Annotated in this window: 20 protein-coding genes; 12 read left to right on the top strand and 8 right to left on the bottom strand. The window is 70.1% G+C overall.

The window, feature by feature from the left end:
* The first annotated feature begins 112 nt into the window (after positions 1-112).
* Together KF837_42030 and KF837_42025 are read left to right on the top strand one after the other, a co-directional pair.
* Positions 113-1,285, top strand: coding sequence for a hypothetical protein (locus KF837_42030; protein ID MBX3233977.1), 1,173 nt, complete (start codon positions 113-115; stop codon positions 1,283-1,285).
* Entirely contained in the window at positions 1,282-3,144 is a 1,863-nt protein-coding gene (locus KF837_42025; protein ID MBX3233976.1) for a hypothetical protein, read from the top strand. The genes KF837_42030 and KF837_42025 overlap by 4 nt, the downstream gene beginning before the upstream one ends.
* Positions 3,145-3,193: 49 nt before the next feature.
* Here the strand turns inward: KF837_42025 and KF837_42020 are convergent, their stop codons facing one another.
* Positions 3,194-4,741 carry a GMC family oxidoreductase N-terminal domain-containing protein gene (locus KF837_42020; protein ID MBX3233975.1) on the bottom strand — a complete coding sequence of 516 codons (1,548 nt, stop codon included), beginning with the start codon at positions 4,739-4,741 and terminating at the stop codon, positions 3,194-3,196.
* A gap of 6 nt (positions 4,742-4,747) precedes the next feature.
* Positions 4,748-5,551, bottom strand: a complete 804-nt coding sequence (locus KF837_42015) for a leucine-rich repeat domain-containing protein (protein MBX3233974.1) — start codon at positions 5,549-5,551, stop codon at positions 4,748-4,750.
* Between the two features lie 79 nt (positions 5,552-5,630).
* Between KF837_42015 and KF837_42010 the strand changes: the two genes are divergently transcribed.
* Both KF837_42010 and KF837_42005 read left to right on the top strand, forming a co-directional pair.
* Entirely contained in the window at positions 5,631-7,565 is a 1,935-nt protein-coding gene (locus KF837_42010; protein ID MBX3233973.1) for a peptide chain release factor 3, read from the top strand.
* Between the two features lie 25 nt (positions 7,566-7,590).
* Positions 7,591-7,989 (top strand): TerB family tellurite resistance protein, encoded by a 399-nt coding sequence (locus KF837_42005; protein MBX3233972.1) that lies wholly within the window; start codon positions 7,591-7,593, stop codon positions 7,987-7,989.
* A gap of 88 nt (positions 7,990-8,077) precedes the next feature.
* Here KF837_42005 and KF837_42000 read toward each other — a convergent pair whose 3' ends face one another.
* The gene (locus KF837_42000) at positions 8,078-9,541 is read right to left on the bottom strand and encodes a DUF1016 family protein (GenBank protein MBX3233971.1); all 1,464 of its coding nucleotides are present in this window, start codon (positions 9,539-9,541) and stop codon (positions 8,078-8,080) included.
* A 50-nt stretch (positions 9,542-9,591) separates the two neighbouring features.
* Here KF837_42000 and KF837_41995 point away from each other — a divergent pair, with 50 nt between their 5' ends.
* Genes KF837_41995 through KF837_41985 form a run of 3 tightly spaced genes read left to right on the top strand, consistent with a single transcriptional unit; the run spans position 9,592 to position 11,713 of the window.
* On the top strand, positions 9,592-10,194 hold the full coding sequence (locus tag KF837_41995; protein ID MBX3233970.1) for a YceI family protein: 603 nt from the start codon (positions 9,592-9,594) through the stop codon (positions 10,192-10,194).
* The gene (locus tag KF837_41990; protein ID MBX3233969.1) at positions 10,191-10,826 is read left to right on the top strand and encodes a YceI family protein; all 636 of its coding nucleotides are present in this window, start codon (positions 10,191-10,193) and stop codon (positions 10,824-10,826) included. Before KF837_41995 ends, KF837_41990 begins: the two co-directional genes overlap by 4 nt.
* Positions 10,827-10,840: 14 nt before the next feature.
* A complete protein-coding gene (locus tag KF837_41985; GenBank protein MBX3233968.1) occupies positions 10,841-11,713 on the top strand; it encodes a hypothetical protein in 873 nt (290 codons plus the stop codon).
* Here the strand turns inward: KF837_41985 and KF837_41980 are convergent.
* Positions 11,710-12,285 carry an NAD(P)H-dependent oxidoreductase gene (locus tag KF837_41980; protein ID MBX3233967.1) on the bottom strand — a complete coding sequence of 192 codons (576 nt, stop codon included), beginning with the start codon at positions 12,283-12,285 and terminating at the stop codon, positions 11,710-11,712. The two genes, KF837_41985 and KF837_41980, sit on opposite strands and share 4 nt — an antisense overlap.
* Positions 12,286-12,317: 32 nt before the next feature.
* Here KF837_41980 and KF837_41975 point away from each other — a divergent pair, with 32 nt between their 5' ends.
* Entirely contained in the window at positions 12,318-13,256 is a 939-nt protein-coding gene (locus KF837_41975; protein MBX3233966.1) for a LysR family transcriptional regulator, read from the top strand.
* On the opposite strand, the gene KF837_41970 is transcribed toward KF837_41975, so the two are convergent.
* Complete coding sequence (locus KF837_41970) at positions 13,243-14,157, bottom strand: hypothetical protein (protein MBX3233965.1); 915 nt, start codon at positions 14,155-14,157, stop codon at positions 13,243-13,245. The genes KF837_41975 and KF837_41970 overlap by 14 nt on opposite strands.
* A gap of 414 nt (positions 14,158-14,571) precedes the next feature.
* Between KF837_41970 and KF837_41965 the strand changes: the two genes are divergently transcribed.
* Entirely contained in the window at positions 14,572-15,702 is a 1,131-nt protein-coding gene (locus tag KF837_41965; protein MBX3233964.1) for a sigma-70 family RNA polymerase sigma factor, read from the top strand.
* On the opposite strand, the gene KF837_41960 is transcribed toward KF837_41965, so the two are convergent.
* Positions 15,687-16,583, bottom strand: a complete 897-nt coding sequence (locus KF837_41960; GenBank protein MBX3233963.1) for a crotonase/enoyl-CoA hydratase family protein — start codon at positions 16,581-16,583, stop codon at positions 15,687-15,689. The two genes, KF837_41965 and KF837_41960, sit on opposite strands and share 16 nt — an antisense overlap.
* 51 nt (positions 16,584-16,634) lie before the next feature.
* Between KF837_41960 and KF837_41955 the strand changes: the two genes are divergently transcribed.
* From KF837_41955 to KF837_41945, 3 genes are read left to right on the top strand one after another with little or no spacing between them, the layout of a single operon-like run.
* Positions 16,635-17,291, top strand: coding sequence for a protein-L-isoaspartate(D-aspartate) O-methyltransferase (locus KF837_41955; protein MBX3233962.1), 657 nt, complete (start codon positions 16,635-16,637; stop codon positions 17,289-17,291).
* On the top strand, positions 17,288-17,995 hold the full coding sequence (locus tag KF837_41950; GenBank protein MBX3233961.1) for a DUF2071 domain-containing protein: 708 nt from the start codon (positions 17,288-17,290) through the stop codon (positions 17,993-17,995). The genes KF837_41955 and KF837_41950 overlap by 4 nt, the downstream gene beginning before the upstream one ends.
* Before the next feature lie 33 nt (positions 17,996-18,028).
* Positions 18,029-18,460, top strand: a complete 432-nt coding sequence (locus tag KF837_41945; GenBank protein ID MBX3233960.1) for a hypothetical protein — start codon at positions 18,029-18,031, stop codon at positions 18,458-18,460.
* A gap of 19 nt (positions 18,461-18,479) precedes the next feature.
* Here KF837_41945 and KF837_41940 read toward each other — a convergent pair whose 3' ends face one another.
* Positions 18,480-19,286 carry a nucleotidyltransferase domain-containing protein gene (locus tag KF837_41940; GenBank protein MBX3233959.1) on the bottom strand — a complete coding sequence of 269 codons (807 nt, stop codon included), beginning with the start codon at positions 19,284-19,286 and terminating at the stop codon, positions 18,480-18,482.
* On the bottom strand, positions 19,274-20,533 hold the full coding sequence (locus tag KF837_41935) for a nucleotidyltransferase domain-containing protein (GenBank protein ID MBX3233958.1): 1,260 nt from the start codon (positions 20,531-20,533) through the stop codon (positions 19,274-19,276). Before KF837_41935 ends, KF837_41940 begins: the two co-directional genes overlap by 13 nt.
* Between the last annotated feature and the right edge of the window lie 26 nt (positions 20,534-20,559).

Genomic DNA, 20,559 nt, shown 5'->3' with positions numbered 1-20,559 from the left:
GCGAGGGTCAGGTCGGTCAGGACCACACGGGTCCTTGTTCGACGGAGAGACACATGCCAGCATGGATGCTGGCATGTTCTGTCTCGCGCGCAGAATCGTGACGCTCGCGCTGATGTTGCTGCTTGGCGCGCTCGTGGGCTGCTCGGAGCGCGACGAGGCGGCGACAACGGCGATGCCTCGCCACGTTCCGCTCACGGTCGGTATCGTGGCGATGGCCGAGGGCGACCTCATCGCGGCGCGCGACGCGATGATCGGCGCGACGGCGCGGCCCTACCACGGCGCGGTGCGCCTGCTCACGTTGACGGCCAGCGAGCGCGGGAGCTCGCTCACCGAGGTCTCCGAGGACGGCAGCCGCCGTCCGATCACTAGCTTCGAGGGACGAGAGCTCCGCGCCGAGGCGACGCTCGCGGCCTTCGGCCGAGCGCTCGCGGAGCGCCCTGCGGATCGCACTGCGGTCATCTTCTGGGGTCATGGTCGAGGGTGGCGCGGTTTCGGCGGCCGCAAGGAGGGCTACCGGCTCATCGACGGATCCTTCGAGCAGGCCCTGCGCGCGCTCCAGCGTGGGCTCGGGCGCAAGATCGACATGCTCGGGTTCGACGCCTGCCTCATGGGATCGTGGGAGGTGGCGGAGATCGCCGCGCCGTACGCTTCGGTCTTGGTCGCGTCGCCCGAGCTGGTGCCCGAGCGCGGCTGGCCGATCGATCGAGCGCTCGAGTCACTCGCGAGGGCACCCGCCAAGAGCGCAGCCGACCTGGCCGAGCGCTTCGTGACGCCGTTCGCCGACGCAGGACGACGCTATGTGTCCCTGAGTGCGATCGATCTGGAGGCCGTGCCAGAAGTCGAGCGCGCCGCGAGTGAGCTCGCCCGGGCCGCGGTGGCGCAGGACCTCCCCCTCGATCCCGCGTGGCTCGAGGGCGTCCTCCGCTATCGGGACCAGGGTGCGGTCGATCTCGGCGAGCTCAGCGCGGCGATCGCGCGGAGCGCCCCCTCTCCGAGCCTTCGGGAGCGTGCCTCGGCGCTCGGGGACGCCGCGCGGCGCGCCCGGGTCGCGCGATCCTGCCGGGGACGGCACTGCGACGCGCTCGGCTTGTCGATCCACGGAGTGCACGCGCTCGGCGACGGCGGCTACGCCGATCCGCGTGCGCGATGGAATCGTGACCCCGCGTGGGCCGGCTGGGTCGCGCAGACGCGCAGGTCCGTCTCTTCTCTGCCGCAAACGTCGAGATCCACGCCGCCGTACGCGCTCGTCTCACCGCAGCCAAAGGACCCGAGGAGTCATCCATGATCGCCCGCGTGCGGCTCCCCTCTATACTGCTGCTCTGCGTCGCGTGCGGGAGCGCCTTCTCCGATTCGGACGACCCGACCGGTGACGAAGCGGGCGACCCGACCGGAGAAACGTCCGTCGGTCCCGGCGAGATGACAGGCGAGCCCTTCGATCTCGCCACGACGACCCCTTCGCCGCGAGCATTCCAAGGCGTGTTCGCGACGCCGGCCGATGGCACGCCGCTCGTGCTCTCGAAGCGTGACTATCCCGCCAAGCTCGACGAGCACGATGTCGTCACCCACGTCGTCGACGGGCGCCTCGTGTTCACGGTGCCCGACGGAGCCCTCGGCCCCTTGACGCTCCGCGTTCCGCTGGACGGTGGCAAGCTCGGGGTGCTCTCCCTCGACGTGCGCCCCGCTCCCAAGGTCGAGGATCCCGTCTCGATGATCACGGGCCTCATCGACGGGGAGCTCGAGGCCGCCGCGGAGGACGTCGCTGCGACCGAGTTGCTCATCGCGTCGGGCAAGCTGCCGGCGGAGGCACGGGCGGAGCTTGACCGGATCCAGGCCACGCTGAACGACACGCGGGCGCAGTTCCTCTCGTTCTCGGCGGCGGAGCAAGAGCAGGTCGCGACGGTGATCGCGCTCATCCTGGAGGAGACGCGCGAAGCGACCGAGGCCGGCGACGCCTTGCTCGACGAGCTGCGCTCGAAGTCGCTCGCAGACCTGACAGGCGTGAAGCGAAAGCTGCGCTTGTTTACGGCGCACTTGGGCCTGTACCTCACTCCCACGCTGGTCGGTGTGGCGGTTGGAGGCGCGCTCGGAGCCAGCCTCGGCCCCGGCGGCGTCTGGCTCGGTGCACGGACGGGCGCGCTCGTCGCCAACTACGTCGCGGGCGGGTTCTTGAAGCGGCAAAAGCGTCGCACCGAAGAGGCCTGGAGCCATCTAGGAAGCGAGTGCTTTCGAGCCGTCGATCTGATCGCGTCGAAGTTCAAGGCCGACTACACGATGAAGGCTGGACTCCCGCTCCCGCTCGCGATCGACATCCGGACCCGCAACCTGCAGCCCTCCGACGCCTCGGACCCGAAGACGCCGGAGTGGGTCTCGACGGCCCTGACGGCCATCGACCAGACGAATCGGGTGTACGCGACGCTGTTCCCGAGCTCGGCGGCGCTACAGTTCGCTCCCCTTCGCGAAGAAGAAGAAGGGCTCCTGCCCCTCGACGACGGCCCGGACGAACGGCTCGGACGCCACCTTTGGGTGATCGACGAGAGCAACCCGAACGTACGGTGCGTGGTCGACGGGACCCCCGAAGAGCCGAGCATGAGCTGCCGGCTCGCGGCGCCTCCGAGCTCTAGGAGCTCGGAGCACTTCACGTTCCGTCTTCGCTACCAGCCCACGATCGGAGCCGACCCTGTCGTCGACTCCCCGCCGATGAGCGCCGAGCTGGATACGAGCTGCGAGTATGACCGGCTCGGTCCGTACCCTGACGGCGTGGTGGGGGTCACTCGTGCGTGCTTCGACTCCGCGGGCCACCTGCTCTCGGGCGAAGAGTGTACGTGGCATTCTAACGGCGGTTGTGAGCGCTTGAGGGCAGCGCGATGGCTCAATGGTCCAACACTCGGGCCCCTCCTCGGCGACTATTGGGGCAGCTACTCACAGGAGGCTGACTACGAGCTCTACGAGTCTAGCGGGAGTTACACGGCGTCCAACGCCACGTCGCGTGGCAGTTGCCATCATTCCGGCGTCTACGACATAGACGGCCAGCCGCAGGCGTCATGCGGGCCCATCAAGGCCCTGACACCGCTGTCCATCAGCACCATGGGCATCATTCAAGAAGGCCTATGCGTGGCCCCCGAGACATGCCTCTTCGCCGATTGAGCCGCGCCGAGCAGGCTCCTCGCCCGGCTTGAAGCTGCAGCGCTCGTATTTATTCGCTTCGGCGAAGGAGCTCCGCGATGCGCTCGCCGAGCATGAGCGTCGGGAAGTTCGTGTTCGAGCTCGGGATCGTGGGCATCAGGCTCGCGTCGGCCACGTGGAGGCCCTCCACCCCGCGCACGCGGCCGCGCGCGTCGGTGACGGCGAGCGGGTCCGAGTCGGGGCCCATCGGAACCGTGCCGCAAGGGTGATAACCCGAGCCCGTGATCTGCTCGAGCGCGCTCTTCAGGTCGCCGTCGGCGGTGAACGGTTCGCGTGCAGGATACACGGGTCTCGCGAGCGCCGAGAGCGCCTTCGTGCGGAGGAGGCGGCTGATCCAGCGTAGGCCCTCGCGTGCGCGCGCGCGGTCTTGCTCGTCGACGAGGAACGCGGAGTCGATCGCCGGCAGCGCGTCGGCGCGCGCGGAGGTGTAGCGCAACGTCCCGTGTCCGCGCGGCTTGCCGATCTGCACCGCGAGCGTGACGCCCGGCAGCGGCAGCCCCGGGAGCGGCACCCACGAGCCCGCCTGGAGCAGCGTGTCGTCGGGCACGTCGCTGCCCTCCGCCGTGAAGCGGCAGCACGTCTGCACGAGCGGGTGATCCGTCCGCGCCATGCCGCGCTGGTGCGGCTTGAAGAAGACGGCGAGGCCGGGGTGATCGAGCAGGCGCGCCCCCACCCCCGGCGCGTCGTGCACGAGCCGGACCCCGAGGCGCTCGACGTCGCGGCGCGGGCCGACCCCGCTCCGGAGGAGGATCCCCGGCGTCGCGATCGCCCCACCCGCGAGGATGACGCGATCGCAGCGGAGGTCCCGCACCGCGCCGAAGCGCTCGACCTCGAGGCCCTGCACGCGGCGGCCGAAGAAGCGGACGCGGCGCACGAGCGTGTTCGCCATGATCGTGAAGTTCGGGCGCGCGCGGACCGTGCGCGTGAGGTAGCCGCGCGCGGCGCTGACGCGCTTGCCGTCGATCTTGTTCATCGCGTGCGGGCCGACGCCGTGCTTCGACGGATCGTTCGTGTCGTCGCAATAAGGGAAGCCGACCTCGCGGCAGGCCTCGATGAACGCCGCCTGCCAGGGCACGAGCTCGTCCGGCGTGTGGCGGCGCACGAGGATCGGACCGCGCGCGCCGTGGAGCTCGGTGTCCTCCTCCGGCGCGTAGTCGAGGTCGTGCTCGAGGCGCTTGAACGCCGGGAGGCAATTGTCCCAGCTCCACTCCGGCAGGCCGAGCGCGGCCCACTCGTCGTAGTCGGCGGGCTGGCCGCGGAGCGCGATGCACGTGTTCACCGCCGACGAGCCGCCGACGACGCGGCCGCGCGGGAAGTGCATGTCGACGGCGCTGAAGAAGCGATGCGGCGTCGCGCGGTAGGCGAGGCCCCAGTCGTGGGACTTCATCGCGTTCCAGCGCCCGTTCTGGAGATCGTCCGGGAGCGTCTCGACGCGCTCGCTCGCCTCGGGGTAGTCCGGCCCCGCCTCGACGAGCACGACGTCGTTCTGCTCGTCCTCCGAGAGGCGCGCCGCGACGATCGCCCCCGCCGATCCGGCGCCGACGACGATCGTGCGCATCGGCCGCTACTTCGTCTGAATCTTGAGGCCCTTCGCGCGGAGAGGGTCGAGCAAGTTCAGGTTGTTGATCGCGGTGCCGGCGAGGTCGAGGACGCGGAGGCTCTTCAGGTCCTTGAGCGGCGACACATCGCTGACGAGCGTGTTCTTGAGCGAGAGCTTCTGCAGCTTCGTGAGCTTCGCGAGCGCGGCGATGTCGCTCACCTGCGTGTCGTCGAGCGAGAGCTCGGTGATGTTCACGTTGTTCTCGAGCGCGGAGATGTCGCGCACGTGCGTGCGGCCGAGGTCGAGCTGATCGAGCGCGGTGAGCTTCTCGAGCGGCTTGAGGTCGCTCACCTCGCTGATGCTCGCGCGGAGGGCCTCGAGCTTCGTGAGGTTCGCGATCGGCGTGAGGTCGCGGTACTCGCCCTTCGGGAGGTAGAGGAACTTCAGCCCGGTGAGCTTCGGGAAGATGCAGGGGTCGAGCTCGGCGAGCGACTCCTTCTTCGTGAGGTTCACCGACGTGACCTTGGCGAGGTCCTTCGCCGTGAGCGGATCGGGGCTCTTGTCCTTCGGCTTGCTCAGCTTGAGGCGGAGCTCCGCCTCCATGTCGGGATCGTCGATGACGGGATCGCCGGTGCCACAGTCCTTGGGCGGCTTCGCCGGCGGCGGCGCGCTGCTGACCGCGGGCGGCGGCACGACGTTCACGCCGGTCGCGGACGCGGGCGGGCCGGCCTCGACCCCAGCCTTCGCGAGGAGCTCGGCCTTCTTCTTCTCCTGATCGTCACACGCGAGGAGGAAGAGAACGGCGACGAGGTATCCAGCGCGCTTCATGGGCGCGCAGCATAGTCCCGCTCAGGCGCTCTGCACCACAATCGCGAGCCGGTGCTTTCGTTGCATCGGGTGTGCCGCTATGTTGTCGCCCGGAGTTTCGGACGATGGAGCCGCGCAAGCCTCGCACGTGCAAGTGCGGCTATACCCGAGAGCACGACTACGTGGTGGAGGAGCCCGAGTACACGCTCTGGGGCTGGATCCAGATCAGCATCATCGGCATCACGCCGCGACCCGATCACATCGTGTACCGCTGCCAGATGTGCCGGCAGTCGCTCGGCGTCACGCGCGACCCCGCGCTCCTCGCCCGGCGCAGCCAGCCGAAGGCGCCCGAGAAGAAGCCCGAATCGAAGGAAGACGAGCCGTGACGACGCACGATCCGGCGGAGGCGCGCCGCGTTCACGAGGTGAACCGGCGCAAGACGTTCGCCATCATCTCGCATCCCGACGCGGGCAAGACCACGCTCACCGAGAAGCTGCTCCTCTACGGCGGCGTCATCCAGCTCGCGGGCGCGGTGAAGGCGAAGCGCGGGCGCGCGGCCGCGGTCTCGGACTGGATGGAGATGGAGCGCGAGCGCGGCATCTCGATCACGACGTCGGTGCTGCAGTTCCCGTATCGCGGGCTGCAGATGAACCTGCTCGACACGCCGGGCCACGCCGACTTCAGCGAGGACACGTACCGCACGCTCCACGCCGTCGACGGCGCGGTCATGCTCCTCGACTGCGCGAAGGGCGTCGAGGCGCAGACGAAGAAGCTGTTCCGCGTCTGCAAGCAGCGCGCGATCCCGATCTTCTCGTTCGTGAACAAGATGGACCGCCCCGGCCGCGACGCGTTCGAGCTGATCGGCGAGGTCGAGAGCGTCCTCGGCATCGGCGTCTACCCGATCACGTGGCCGATCTTCCGGAGCGGCGTGTTCCGCGGCGTGTACCACCGCCTCGAGCACCAGGTTTATTTGTTCGACGCGAAGGACGCGACGTCGAGCGCGGCGGGCGGCTCGGAGAAGGCGGCGGTGAAGACGTCGGGGCTCGACGATCCGCGCCTGATGGAGGAGCTCGGCGACGAGGGCTACAAGCAGCTCCGCGACGAGGCGGAGCTCCTCGACGCGGCCGGCGACTCGTTCGACACCGCGAAGTTCGAGCGCGGCGAGGTCTCGCCGATGTTCTTCGGCTCCGCGATCAACAACTTCGGGCTCGAGGCGTTCCTCGAGTCGTTCATCAAGCTGATGCCGGCGCCGCCGCCGCGCGAGACGACCGGCGGCGCGCTCGCCGCGACCGACGCGCACTTCTCCGGCTTCGTCTTCAAGATCCAGTCGAACATGGACCGCGCGCACCGCGACCGCGTCGCGTTCGTGCGCGTGTGCTCCGGCCGCTTCGAGCGCGGCATGAAGTGCAAGCACGTGCGGACGAAGCGCGAGATCCGCCTCGCGAACCCGACTCAGTTCGTGGCGCAGGAGCGCAACGTCGTCGACGAGGCCTTCGCCGGCGACGTGCTCGGCGTCTACGATCCGGGCGTCTTCGAGATCGGCGACACGATCACGGACGGGCCCGAGTTCGCCTTCGAGGAGATCCCGTCCTTCGCGCCGGAGCACTTCGCGCGCCTCGTGATGGCGGACCCGCTCCGCCGCAAGCAGCTCCAGAAGGGCATCGAGCAGCTCGCGCAGGAGGGCACGATCCAGCTCTATCGCCCGCCGGACGCGCGCGCCGGCGACATCGTGCTCGGCGCGGTCGGCCAGCTCCAGCTCGAGGTCGTGAAGCATCGCCTCAAGGCGGAGTACGAGGTCGAGGTCCGCTACGAGGGCATCAACGTGATGCACGCGCGCTGGATCACGCGCAAAGACGGCGCCGACGTCGACCTCCAGGCGCTCGCGCGCGCGCGGCCCGGGCTCGTGGTCGTGGACGTGCGCGGCCGCCCCGTCGTCCTGTTCTCCGGCGACTGGCAGCTGAACGGCGCCGTCAACGACCTCCCCGAGTACAATTTCCTCGAGACGGCGCGCGGCGTCGTCATGCGGAAGGATTGAGGGCGCTCGGATGTTGCAGCACCCGATGCTCAATGACGTCGTCCGTCGGGCCGAGATCGGCCTCTGCGTCCTGCTCGCCGCCGCCGACGGCGACGTGTCCGAGAGCGAGATCGGCGCGCTCTCGTCCCGCGTCGGCCGCCTCGTCGGCGACGAGTTCCCGGCGATCGCGATCGGCATGATCGTCGAGGGCGAGATCACGAAGATGAGCGAGCTCGGCCCCGAGCGCTACGTGCGCACGCTGGTGGAGCGGCTCCCGGAGCCGCGCCGCGCCCCCGCCCTCCGCGGCGCCCTCGTCGTCGCCGCCTCCGACGGCCTCGCGCCGGAGGAAGAGAGCATGTTCCGCGACGTCGCCATCGAGCTCGGCATCCCCGGCCACGACGCCGAAGCCATGCTCGCCGACATCCGCGCCGGCCGCGCGGGCTGAAACCGAAGACTCACTCGAGATTCCGAAGGTCAACGCTGACGCGCGCTCTCGCGAATGGGCAGCTTCAGTCACCGTCGGCCCCATCCCGTCAGCGTTCGCCATGCCGGGTCTCCATGAGTGCGGCGAGCGAGAGCGCGCGCTCGGCGTCTTCGCGATCGCGCTCCAGCTCTGCGCGCAGCTCCTCTTCGGTGGGCAGGTAGAGCTGGTAGCGGGCCGCGAGGATCTGCTTGTTGTCCTCGGGCAGCGTGATCTTCGCCATCGCGTCGTTCTTGGCGGAACAAAGGATGATGCCGATCGTCTTCGCCTCGTGACCGACGCGCTGGTAGCGGTCGAAGTAGTGCACGTACATCTGCATCTGCCCGAGGTCTTCGTGCGTCAGCTTGCCGATCTTGAGATCGACGAGCACGAAGCACCGGAGCAGGCGGTTGTAGAACACGAGGTCGACGTAGAAGTGATCTCCGTCGACGGTGAGTCGCTTCTGCCGGGCGACGAAGCAGAAGCCCTTTCCGAGCTCGAGGAGGAACGCCTCGATGCGGTCGATGATGGCCTGCTCCAGATCGCGCTCCTGCCAGTGCGCGCGCTCTTCGAGACCGAGGAACTCGACCACGAACGGGCGCTTGAGCAGATCGCTCGGCTTTTCGACGATGTGCCCTTCCCTCGCGAGCGCGCGAACCCTCTCTTTGTCGCGGCTACGGGCGAGGCGCTCGAAGAGGAGCGAGTCGATCTGCCGCTGAAGTTCTGGGTAGGACCAGCCTTCGCGTGTCGCCTCGATCTCGTAGAACGCGCGCGCCGTGGGGTTGTCAACCTTGAGGAGCGTGAGGTAGTGCGACCAGCTCAGGTTCGCCGCGAACGCGGGCGACCTGGAGTTGGACACAGCCTGTGTCCGAATCGCGAGGGCCTTGGTCGTCGCCTTGGATTTGGACACAGCCTGTGTCCGAATCTCCGAGCCGCGAAGCTCCGGCGGCAACGCCGAGCCCTCGGGGTACGTGAGGTAGAAGCGGCGGATGCGGCTGAGCGTGCGAGCTCCAAGGCCGCCCGTACCGAGCTTCCTGGTGAGGCGCGCCGACAGCCGATCGAGCAAACCCTCACCGTACCCCGCGCGTCGCCGCCCCTGCTGTTCGACCTCGACGATCGCGTAACCGACGAGCCAGTACGCCTGCACCATCGCAGTGTCGACGGTGCGCGCGACGTGGCGGCGCGCCCCCTCGATGATCTCGACGACGCGGCGGTAGAGGGCGTCCTCGCGCCGTCGACGCCGAAGAACGCCCAGCCGAATTCGGGGCCGAGGCTGATGCGCGAGCCCTCCGCGCCGAAGTCGTGGACGAAATCGGTGTAGAGCCCGCCGTACACGAGCGAATTCGTCTTCACCCACGCGAGGCTCGCCTCCGCCCCGAGGACGGCGCCGTTCTGGAGGCCCTTCGGGTTGAACGAGTAGCCGACGCTCCCGCCGACGGGGAGGAACAGGTGCGTCTCCCCCGCGGCCGCCTCGCGCGCGAGGAGGATGGATGCGGCAGCGAGGAGCGGCGCGAGCCTCATCGTTCCACCTCCGCAACGATGCGTTCGCGAGAGCGCGGAAAACGCGACCGTACATCGGTGGCATCCATGGACGTATCCAAAGGAGAAACGAAGATGACCCTCGAAGCCATTACCCAGCCCACGCAGTCCCCCTCCGGTGCGGTCGAGTGGACGCTCGACGGCTCGCATACGAGCGTGACGTTCGGCGTCCGGCACATGATGGTATCGACCGTGCGCGGCGAGTTCCAGAAGGTGAGCGGCAGCGTCACCTTCGACCGGAAGAACCCGGAGCGCTCCTCCGTCACGGTCGACATCGACGTCGCCTCGATCAACACGCGCGACGAAAAGCGCGATCAGCACCTCCGGAGCGCCGACTTCTTCGACGTCGCCAAGTACCCGCTCATCACCTTCCGCTCGAAGAAGGTCACCCCGAAGAGCAGCGAAGAATTCGACGTCGCCGGCGACCTCACGATCCACGGCGTCACGAAGGAGGTCGTCCTCAAGGTCGAAGGCCTCACTGGCGAGCACGCCGACCCCTGGGGCATGGTCCGGATGGGCGCCTCCGCGAAGACGAAGGTGAAGCGCTCGGAGTTCGGGATGACCTGGAACGCCGCGCTCGAGGCGGGCGGCATCCTCGTCGGCGACGAGATCTCGATCCAGCTCGAGGTCGAGCTCCAGAGGGCGAAGTGACGAAACACGCCGCGCTCCTGGGCCTCGCCGTCTTCGCGCTCGCCGCGTGCAAGGACCCGGCGCAGGACAAAACGAAGGCCGAGACCAGCGAGGCGAAGCAGGCCGCGAGCGCGCCCGCCCCTGCGGAGGCGGTGCGCCTCGCGATCGAGCCCGCCACGTCGAAGATCGAGTGGACGGGCTCGAAGGTCACCGCGAAGCACGACGGCGCGTTCACCTCGTTCCGCGGCAACGTCGCCCTCGTCGCGAACGACGCGACGAAGAGCAGCGTGACGGTGGAGATCGACACCGACTCGCTCACGACCACGCCGGAGGGCCTCATCAAGCACCTCAAGTCGCCCGACTTCTTCGACGTCGAGAAATTCCCGAAGGCGTCGTTCGCCTCGACGTCGATCGCGCCAGGCGGCGACAAGGGCGCCACACACACCGTGACGGGCAACCTCACGTTCCACGGCGTGACGAAGAGCATCACCTTCCCCGCCAAGATCCGGACCACCGCCTCGAGCGCCGACGTCGACGCGGAGTTCGCGATCAACCGCAAGGACTTCGGCCTCGTCTACGCCGGCAAGGCGGACGACCTGATCCGCGACGACGTCGTCATCCGGCTCACGATCCGCTCGCAGCCGAAGAGCTGATACGCTCGGAGGCGATGACCCGCACCGGGTGGCTCTTCGTCGTCGCGCTGAGCCTCGTCGCCTGTCACCGCAAGCAGAAGGCCTCGATCAAGGTCACGCCCCTCACCGGCGAGAGCGCCGTGCTCACGCGCGCGACTCCGCCGGCGACGCCGCCGGCAGTGACGGTGACGCCGAAGTCGATCCAGGTCGCGGACAAGACGCGGCAGTACCTCCTCGTCGCGCCGCCCGCGCCCGCGCCCGACGCGCGCCTCCCGCTCATCCTCGTCTACCACGGCGACGGCGGCTCGATGACGAGCCTCCACCGCGACTGGAAGTGGGAGACCGCGACCGGCAACGACGCGTTCATCGCCTACCCCGACGGCATCAACGCGGGCTGGGACCTCGAGACGAAGAAGGGCAACCGCGACGCCGCGTTCACGCTCGCCCTCGTCGACGAGCTCACCAAGACGCTCCCGATCGACAAGGCGCGCGTGTTCGGCGCGGGCTACTCGAGCGGCGGCTTCTTCGTGAACGTCTTCGCCTGCCAGCACGCCGGCGTCTTCCGCGGCATCTCCTCGAGCGCCGGCGGCGCACCCTACAACCAGGAAGAGAAGTGGCCGAACGGCGCGCCGAAGTGCCCCGGCCAGCAGCCGACCGCGATCATCGCGCTCCACGGCGATCGCGACTTCAGCGTCGGCCTCGACAGCGGCCGCTACTCCGCCGAGTACTGGGCGCACGTGAACGGCTGCAACGAGACCGAGGTCGAGACGACGGGCTACGCCGAGTGCACCGCGTACAAGAGCTGCAAGGCCGGCGCGCCGGTCGCGTGGTGTCCGATCCACAACCTGACGCACTGGGTGTGGGACGAGGCCGCAGCGGCGAGCTGGTCCTTCTTCCGCCGTCTCTAGCTCGCCTGCAGGCGCTTCGTCCACGCGACGAGCGCGCCGAGCAGCTTCGCGACGGCCTGGCGCGTCGGCTCGTCGGTGAGCTTCGTCAGGTCGTCGTTGAACACGGTCTTCGCGTTGCGCACGAAGACCTCGCTCCCGGTGAGCATGTGCATGTTCAAGAACACCGCGACCTGGCGGAGGTGATACTGCATCCGCATCGTCCCGCTCATGCCGCCGCTCGCGCCCATCACCGCGCAGGGCTTGTCGGCGAAGGGCTGGCTCGGCGGACGCGACGCCCAGTCGATCGCGTTCTTGAGGACGCCCGGGATCGAGAAGTTGTACTCCGGCGACACGAAGAGGATCGCGTCGGCCGCCGCGATCCGATCGCGGAAGCGCTGCACCGGCGCGGGGAGCCCCGCCGCGCGGACGTCCTCGTCGTAGAGCGGGAGGTCGCCGATCGTCGCGATCTCGAAGGAGATCGGCAGCTTCTCCTCCACCGCGATCGCGATCGCGGCGCGGAGGAGCGCGGTGTTGAACGAGGCCTTTCGCAGGCTGCCAGAAACGCCGAGGATGCGGAGGGAATCTGTGGTCATCGGGATCGATCGGCACTCTACTCGGAGCTCTCTTGGATCTGAATCACGTCACGGCCTTCGTTCGCGTCGTTCAAGACGGCAGCTTCACCGCTGCGGCAAAGGCGCTCGGGCTCCCGAAGTCCTCGGTGAGCCGCAGCGTCGCGCAGCTCGAGCAGGACCTCGGCGTGCGCCTGCTCCATCGCACGACGCGGAAGCTCCACCTCACCGACGCCGGCACCGCGTTCCACGATCGCGTCGCGCGTGCGCTCGCCGACATCGACGAGGCACAGAGCGCCGCGTCGGACCTGCAGCGCGAGCTCCGCGGCGTCGTGCGCATCACCGCGCCGGTCGATCTCGGGGTGTGGGCCGTCGCCGGCATCGCGGCGCGCTTCGTGAAGAAGCACCCGACCGTGCACGTCGAGGTCCGCCTCGGGAGCCGCGTCGTCGACCTCGTCGCCGAAGGCTTCGACCTCGCGGTGCGCGCGGGCAAGCTCCGCGATCAGTCGCTCATCGCGCGGCGCGTGGGCAGCCTCGAGCTCGGGCTCTACGCCTCCGCGAAGTACCTCGCGCGACGCGGCGCGCCGGCCTCGCTCGCGGACCTCGCGCAGCACGACTGCGTCCTCCTCCAGACCGACAGCGGGCCGATGACGTGGAAGCTCGTCGGCCCCGACGGCGACGAGCACGCGGTGGAGCCGCGCGGATCGATCTCCGCCGACGACATCTCGTTCATGAAGAAGGCCGTCCTCGCCGCCGGCGGCATCGCGCTGCTCCCGCTCTTCCTCTGCGCGCGCGAGGAGGCGTCGGGCAAGCTCGTTCGCGTGCTCCCCGACTACCGCCTCGGCGGCTCGGACCTCCACGTTGTCTATCCGTCCGTGCGCTACGTGCCCCAGCGCGTCGTCGCCTTCCGCGACTACCTCGTGCGCGAGCTCTCCGCGCTCTCGAGGCGCTGCTACGAGGCCGAGAAGGCGGACCGCGCGCTCAGGAGTAGCTGAGCACCGTCGCGACGATCGCGCTGAAGACGCCGGCGATGAGGACGCCGATGATGATGCGACCCGCGAACTTCCGCTTGCCGGCGAAGTCGGGCACGTCGATCGGCCCGACGTTCTCGAGCGCGGTCTCGATCGCCGGGCGCGGCGCGGGGCCCGGGAGCACGCTCACCGGTCCGTAGCTCGTCATCACGAGCGACGGGCGCGGGCCCGCCGGCGCGAGCGAGCCGGTGATGTCGATCGACGGCGCCATCGAGCGCATCGCCGGCAGCGCGGCCGACGACGGCTGGCGCGAGACCGGCGCGCGTGAGAGCGCCTCGAGGCGCGCCTCGAGCTCCTGCTGCTTCGCGAGCACCGGCGCGAGCGTGGACTCGAGCACGCCGCGGAGGATCTGCTGCAGCTGATCGTGCGCCTGGTTCGAGAGCGTGATCGGCTCCGGCACGACAGGCGCGACGGGCGCGACGGGCGCGGCGGCCGGCGGCACGGACGCGGGCGGAGCCATCGGCTGCGTCACCGGCTCGACGACGAGCGGCGCGGTCGGCGTCGGCGCGACCGACCCACCGAACAGAGACTTCATCGGCGCCGGCGCGCGGGGTTTGTCGAGGAGGTCCGCCGACGACTGCGCGCGCGGGATCGGCGGAGGCACCGGCGGCGTCGACGGCGCGGGCGGAACGGGGAGGAGATCCCTGGCCTCTTCCGCGGCGGGGATGACGGCGCTCGACCGGAGCTCGTCGAAGTCACCGTCGTCGGGAGGGAGGGCGCGCGGCGTCGACGCGGCGGGGGGGGCGGCAGGCTTTGCGGGAGCGCGCGGCGCGAGGCGGGCGGTGCTCGGCGCCGGCGGCCGCGGCGCAGAGCCGGCGGCAACGGGACGGGGTGCGCCCGGTCGAGCTTCGGTGGTATCGCTCACGCCGTCAGGTTAGCGCGTTTGTCCGCGCCGAGCGCGACCGAAGCTCAGGCGCGATTTCCCGCGGCGGCACCGGCTCCTCGCCGCCGCGGGGAGCATCGGACCACGTGCGGCCCGCGAAGCTCTTGCGCGATTTCGAGCCGCGACGCGAAGACAGGGCGCGGTTGATGCTTACGGTGAGTAAGCCCCTCGCGCTCCAACCAACCGCGCGAGACGGCCGGTGTCCTCATGGAGAGCATGACTACTTCGAAAGGTGCTTCTGTTCGTAGCACGGGAAATCGTCCCGTGCGTGGTCGCTCACGTTCGCGTGTCCCGCGAGCGGCGAAGCCGGCCGAGGCGAACAAACGCCCCGCTCGAGCTGGGCGCCGTGTCAGTCCGCGCGACGTCGCCGGCATCGACGACCTCTACCTTGCGGAGATGGCGCGCACGTCGGTGCTGACCGCGGCGCAGGAGACCGAGATCGGCGAGAAGATCGCGCACGCGGAGCGCTCGCTCTACGAGTCGCTCTTCGCCGCTCCCGCCGGCGCGAGCGCGCTCGCCGCGCTCGGCGACGACATGCGCGCAGGCCGCGCGACCGCGCGCGATCTCCTCCTCAACCCCGACGAAGCGAACCTCGACCTCGTCAAGGTCGAGGGCGAGCTCGCCGGCGCGCTCGAGAAGGCGCGCTCCGTCCACGCGAAGGAGCGGGCCGAGGCCGCGGCGACGGTCGCGCGCCTCCGCATCGACAGCGAGGTGCGCCTCGCCCTCGTCGCCGGCGTGCGCGCGGCGGCGGAGGAGAGCGCCGAAGACGCGGAGGCGGTCCTCGCGATCGAGCGCGCGGAGACGCAGCTCGAGAACGCGCGCGATCGCCTCCTCACCGGCAACCTCCGCCTCGTCGTCCTCTTCGCGCGCAAGTACCTCGGTCGCGGCGTCGCGCTCCTCGACCTCGTGCAAGAAGGCAACATCGGGCTCCTCCGCGCGGCGGAGAAGTTCGACCATCGCCGCGGGTTCCGCTTCAGCACCTACGCGGCGTGGTGGATCAAGCAGTCGCTCCAGCGCGCGCTGCTCGATCGCACCGTGCGCCTCCCCGTCCACGTCGCCGACGATCGCCGCCGCATCGCCAAGCTCCGCTCCGCCTTCGCGGCGCAGCACGATCGCGAGCCGACGATCGAGGAGATCGCGACCGCGACCAAGCTCGGGCGCGATCGGATCGAGAACATCCTCACCCTCCCGCCGCAGCCGTCGAGCCTCGACATCCCGGTCGGCGAAGACGGTGAGGCGCGCCTCGTCGACCTCGTGCCGTCGAACGCGCCGGCGCCCGATCAGACCGCCGCGCTGAACGCGCTCGGCGGCGAGGTCGGCGGCCTCCTCGCGCGCCTCGAGGAGCGCGAGCGCAAGATCCTCGCGCTCCGCTTCGGGCTCGACCACGCGCGCGAGCACACCCTCGAGGAGGTCGGGGCGATGCTCCACCTCACGCGCGAGCGCATCCGCCAGATCGAGCAGTCCGCGCTCGCGAAGCTCCGCACGATGGCGAGCGCGCGCCAGCTCTCCTCTTACCTCGAGGAGTAAGGCTCGTCGCGCTCGCGGACGGCCTGCTTGAAGCCGGCCTCCGCGGCGCGACGCTGGAACGCGTAGCCCTCTTGTGTGTGGCGCGCGACGCCGTCGAACATCGTGCCGAGGATCTGCGTCGCGTGGAGGCCCGCCGTCGCGACGGTCTGGTTCACGAGCAGCTTCATCATCACGAGCTGGTTCACCGGCATCTTCGCGACGCGGGCGACGAGCGTCTCGAAGCGTTCGTCGAGCAGGTCGCGCGGCGCGCACTCGGTCGCGAGCCCCCACTCGACTGCCTGCGCGCCGGTGAGGCAGTCGCCGGTGAAGAGGAGCCGCTTCGTCTTCTCGATCCCGATCCGGTACGCCCAGACCGCGGTCGTCGGCACGCCCCAGACCCGCGCCGGCGGGTAGCCGATCTTCGCCTCGTCCTCGATGACGAGGAGGTCCGAGCAGAGCGCCATGTCGGTCCCGCCCGCCACGCAGAACCCATGCACTTTGCACACGACCGGCTTGTCGGAGTGGAACAGGCTCATGAAGCCGCGGACGTTGCGGCTCATCATCTGGTAGTCGACGACCGGGTCCCAGACCGCGCTCGGGTCGTGGTTCTTCGCGATGACGGCGGGGTCGAGCGGCGAGCCGGGCGGCATGCCCGCGCCGAGCTCCGCCCCCGCCCCGAGCTTCTCCGCGCTCGCGACGAGGTCGTAGCCGCCGCAGAAGCCCTTCCCGTTGCCGGAGAGCGCGATGACGTGGACGGCGGGATCGAGGTTCGCGCGCTCGACGCACGCCGCCATCTCGCGCGGCATCTCGAGGGTGATGCCGTTGCCGCGCTCGGGCCGGTTCAACGTGATGCGCGCCACCGGACCCGTCGTTTCGTACGTCATCGTCGTGAGCCGATCCATGCGCAGAAGGTATAGTGTTTGCCTGTTCTCCGCTCGAGGACGGGACGAGGAATGGCTGTGTTCTTCCGTGACCGAGAGGCCGACGCCGCGAAAGCGCGCGCATACCTGGTGGACGAAATCGTTGCGCGCGTCGTGCAGGATGCGCGTGTGCTCGACGTCATGCGCGAAGTGCCACGGCACCGCTTCGTCCCCGAGCACTCGGTCGAGCTCGCGTACGCGGATCACCCGCTCTCGATCGGATGGGACGTCACGATCTCGCAGCCCTCGCTCGTCGGCATGATGAGCGAGGCGCTCGAGCTCACCGGCACGGAGCGCGTGCTCGAGATCGGGACCGGCTCCGGCTACCAGGCGGCGGTGCTCTGCAAGCTCGCGGCGCGCGTCGACAGCGTCGAGGTGATCCCGGAGCTCGCGCAACGCGCGCGCACGATCCTCGCGGAGATCGGCTGTCACAACGTGCACGTGCACGACGGCGACGGCTGGCTCGGCTGGCCCGCGGGCGCGCCCTACGATCGCGCGGTGGTGACGGCGGCGCCGGAGACGCTGCCGCGCGCGATCGTCGATCAGCTCGCCGACGGCGGCTTCGTCATCGTCCCGGTCGGCTCGCAGGAGCAAGATCAGCGGCTCGAGCGCTGGCTGAAGAAGGACGGTATGCTGACGAAACAAGACCTCGGGGCGGTACGCTTCGTCCCGATGGTCCACGTCGCGTGAAGCTCGATCGTCGAAAGCCCGAACGTCCCGAAGGCGCGAACAGCGGCACCCAGCGCTGGCGCGAGCTGCTCTTCGTGCATTGGTCCTTCGATCCGGAGATGGTGCGGAAGCTCGTGCCGCGCGCGTTCGAGCTCGATCTCTGGGAGGGCGAGGCGTGGGTGGGGCTCGTGCCGTTCCGGATGGAGGCGACGCGCCCGTCGTGGCTCCCGCGCCGCGCGGCGCTGGACTTCCTCGAGACGAACCTGCGCACGTACGTGCATCGCGACGGCAAGCCGGGCGTGTACTTCTTCTCGCTCGAGGCGAGCTCGTGGCTCGCGGTGCGCGCGGCGCGGCTCGGCTGGGGCCTCCCTTACCATCACGCGGAGATGACGGTGGTGCGCGACGGCGACCGCGTCGCCTTCGGCTCGGTCCGCAAGTCGGACCCGCGCGCGACGCTCGACGTGGTCTACGACGTCGGCGAGGAGCTCGGCCCGAGCGAGCTCGGGACGCTCGAGCACTTCCTCCTCGAGCGCTACTACTTGTTCGTCCAGCACAAGGACAAGGTGCTGACGGGCCAGGTCCACCACGTCCCCTACCCCGCCCGCCGCGCCGAGCTGGTCTACCTCGAGGAGAACCTCTGCGGCACCGCCGGCCTCCTGAACGGCCGCTACCGCACCACCCACTACTCCGACGGCGTCGAGGTCGAGGTCTTCGGCCCGGCGTAGCCGCAGGCCAAAAGGAACGAAGGAGACAAACGGATGAACAAGCCCCTGTTGAGCGGCCTCACGGTGATGATCGTCGTGGGGCTGGCGGCCGCCTCGGTCCACGGCGCCCCGCCGACGCCGGAGCGGCCGCTCGAGCCGCGGATCGCGCCCCAGACGCCGATGCCGAAGAGCGCGCTCCCGGCGCCCGCGCCGCCCGTGGAGATCACGTGCCCGATGAAGGTCGACATCGAGCACTCGGTGAAGACCCCGGCGGGGTTCAGGGCCTTCAGCGCGTCCATCCGTGACTACGGCTACAACATCTGCTCGGGAACCCAGGCGATGGCCGTGTCCGACATGAGCAAGGCCGTGAGCTGCTACTACTGCGACAACCGGGGGACGCAGCTCGTCCGGATGGACGCGCCTTACCCCGAGGGGAAGAGCCACTGCGAGCGCGTCGGCGCGAGCTACCGGGCCTCCTGCCGTTGACTCGTCGCGCAGCCGCCGCTCACGCGGTGGGTGCGAAACGAGCTCTCCGCGTCGCGACGAGCCATGTTTCGAGGGCGCGCACCGCGTCGGGCGGCGGCTCCTCCGGGAGCGGGCTCGTGTCGCGGGCACGATCGACCGCGGAGAGGATGCCCGCGAGGCGCGGCTCCCACTCGGTGAGCATCGCGGGGTCGGCGGCGGCGCGTTCGCCGGCGCGCTTCGCGGCGATGAGCGCGTCGACGCCGAGATCGGCGAGGCCGTAGCGCGGGGCGAGGACGCGGAGGTCGGTCTCGAGCTCGCCGGTCGTGAGGAGGTGCGTGCCCGTCATCGCGGTGCGGAGCACGTAGAGGAGCTTCTTCACCGTCGGCGTCTTCGCGAGCTCGCGCTGCTGGTTCGCCGCGAAGCCGCGGTAGTGGCGGTGGACGCGACGCGAGACGACCGCGCGCACGAGCGGCGAGAGCGACGCGAGCAGCTCGCCCGGCGGCGTCATGAACGTCGCGCCCAGCACGCGCTCGAGGTAGTTGCCGTTCCCGGTGAGGATGCCGCCGAGGACCTGCCCGAGCTCGTTCGACGTGTAGTCGATCTCGACGCCCTCGATGACCTCCGCGCGATCGTAGGTGAACGGCGGCGGCTCGAAGCCGACGAGCGCGCCCGTCGGCGCGACGTGGATGCACTTCAGATCGAGGTCGCTGTCCGGCGACGGGAAGCCGTACGCGTGCGCGCCGCTCAGGTACACGACGAGGTGCTCGCGCTTCGCCGACTCCTCCGCGATCACGCGGTCGCCGATCGCGAGCTGATGCTCCGACAACCCCCAGCTCACTCGCTCCATGTGACCTCCGGCGGCGGCGGTGCGTCGGCGCCGAAGGGGCCGGGCCGCCGCTCGGTCCAGCGCCTTGCGATCTCCTCGCCGATGCGGCGGAGCAACGCGTCCGCGCGCACGACGTCGGGGCGCGCGGGGAGCTTCGAGCCATCGCGCGCGGCCTCGAGATCGGGCACGAGCGCCTCCGCCTCCGCGAGGACGTCGGCGAGCGGGACGTCGCCGCGCTTCACCGCGAGGAGGCGATCGCGGAGCGCGCCGGAGGCGGCGAAGGTGGGCGCGCCTTCGCGGAGCCAGCGCGCCGCGGTCGCGATGAGGCGCAGCAGGTTGTACGCGTTCTTCGGCCGGAGCTCGCGCGGGAGGTCGAGCTCGGTCGCGGGGCCGCGCGCGAACGCCGCGAGCGCGCGGAGCTCCGCGCCTTCGAGCAGGCCCTGATCGAAGAGCGAGCGATAGAGCTGCTTCACGTATTGCTTCGCCTGATGGACCGCGTCGGCCTTCGTCGGCGCCGCGCGCGGCGAGAGCGCGGCGAGCTTCACCGCCACCTGATCGAGCGTGAGCTCCGGCTCGGCGCGGAGCCACTCGAGCACGACGCCGCGATGCTCGGCGAGCCGCTGCCCTTGCTCGAGGCGCCGGAGCTGCCCGAGCGCGTAGCGGCCGAACGAGCCGTAGATCTCCGTCGACACGAACGCGTCGCGCTCGGCGAGGAGCCACTGTCCGATCTCGTCCGTCGCCGTCGCGGACGGCACGAAGAGCATCTCGAGCGTGTTCGGATCCGCGCGCAAGGCTTGCCGGATCGCCTTCCCCGCGCACCAGTAGGTGGCGCTGCCGTCGGCGCGCACGACGTCCTCGGGCGGCGCGACGAGGCCGAGCGTCCAGCTCAGCGGATGCGCGAACACACCGCGACGGTCGTCGTCCGACGACGCGTCCGCGAGCCCCCACGCCTGCGAGCCCACCGTCGCGTCGAGCACGATGCACGGGACGAGCGAGTCCCACGCGCGCTCGCGCCGCTCGGCCCAGAGCACCTGGCCGATGCGCCGCGGCGACAGCTCGCGCCGCGCGTACCGGAGCGTGCCGACGCCGACGACGAGCACGTCGTGCGCCTCACCCTCCGCGTCCACCTTCACGACGCGCCCGACCGTGCCCTGCGGGACGCGGCGCTCGCCGATCACGCGATCGACGCGCGTGACCACCTCGGTCCCGTGCGGGAGCACGACCGCCTGCGGATCGAGGTTCGAGAGATGACGGAGGCGCAGGTCCATTGCCGGAGTAGGAGTATAAGGCGGCC

Origin of the sequence: Labilithrix sp. (genome assembly GCA_019637155.1) — a bacterium.
Lineage (GTDB): Bacteria > Myxococcota_A > Polyangia > Polyangiales > Polyangiaceae > Labilithrix.
This window is presented reverse-complemented; position numbering and strand designations above follow the sequence as displayed.

Bases quoted from the DNA above. Each gene is read 5' to 3' on its own strand.
- KF837_41940 (MBX3233959.1), bottom strand. From the start codon at position 19,286: ATGGAGCGAGTGAGCTGGGGGTTGTCGGAGCATCAGCTCGCGATCGGC.
- KF837_41965 (MBX3233964.1), top strand. From the start codon at position 14,572: ATGGCGCGCACGTCGGTGCTGACCGCGGCGCAGGAGACCGAGATCGGC.
- KF837_42030 (MBX3233977.1), top strand. From the start codon at position 113: ATGTTGCTGCTTGGCGCGCTCGTGGGCTGCTCGGAGCGCGACGAGGCG.
- KF837_42025 (MBX3233976.1), top strand. From the start codon at position 1,282: ATGATCGCCCGCGTGCGGCTCCCCTCTATACTGCTGCTCTGCGTCGCG.
- KF837_41935 (MBX3233958.1), bottom strand. From the start codon at position 20,533: ATGGACCTGCGCCTCCGTCATCTCTCGAACCTCGATCCGCAGGCGGTC.
- KF837_41955 (MBX3233962.1), top strand. From the start codon at position 16,635: ATGGCTGTGTTCTTCCGTGACCGAGAGGCCGACGCCGCGAAAGCGCGC.
- KF837_41960 (MBX3233963.1), bottom strand. From the start codon at position 16,583: ATGGATCGGCTCACGACGATGACGTACGAAACGACGGGTCCGGTGGCG.
- KF837_42015 (MBX3233974.1), bottom strand. From the start codon at position 5,551: ATGAAGCGCGCTGGATACCTCGTCGCCGTTCTCTTCCTCCTCGCGTGT.
- KF837_41945 (MBX3233960.1), top strand. From the start codon at position 18,029: ATGAACAAGCCCCTGTTGAGCGGCCTCACGGTGATGATCGTCGTGGGG.
- KF837_41985 (MBX3233968.1), top strand. From the start codon at position 10,841: ATGACCCGCACCGGGTGGCTCTTCGTCGTCGCGCTGAGCCTCGTCGCC.
- KF837_42010 (MBX3233973.1), top strand. From the start codon at position 5,631: ATGTTGTCGCCCGGAGTTTCGGACGATGGAGCCGCGCAAGCCTCGCAC.
- KF837_41980 (MBX3233967.1), bottom strand. From the start codon at position 12,285: ATGACCACAGATTCCCTCCGCATCCTCGGCGTTTCTGGCAGCCTGCGA.
- KF837_42005 (MBX3233972.1), top strand. From the start codon at position 7,591: ATGCTCAATGACGTCGTCCGTCGGGCCGAGATCGGCCTCTGCGTCCTG.
- KF837_41995 (MBX3233970.1), top strand. From the start codon at position 9,592: ATGGACGTATCCAAAGGAGAAACGAAGATGACCCTCGAAGCCATTACC.
- KF837_42020 (MBX3233975.1), bottom strand. From the start codon at position 4,741: ATGCGCACGATCGTCGTCGGCGCCGGATCGGCGGGGGCGATCGTCGCG.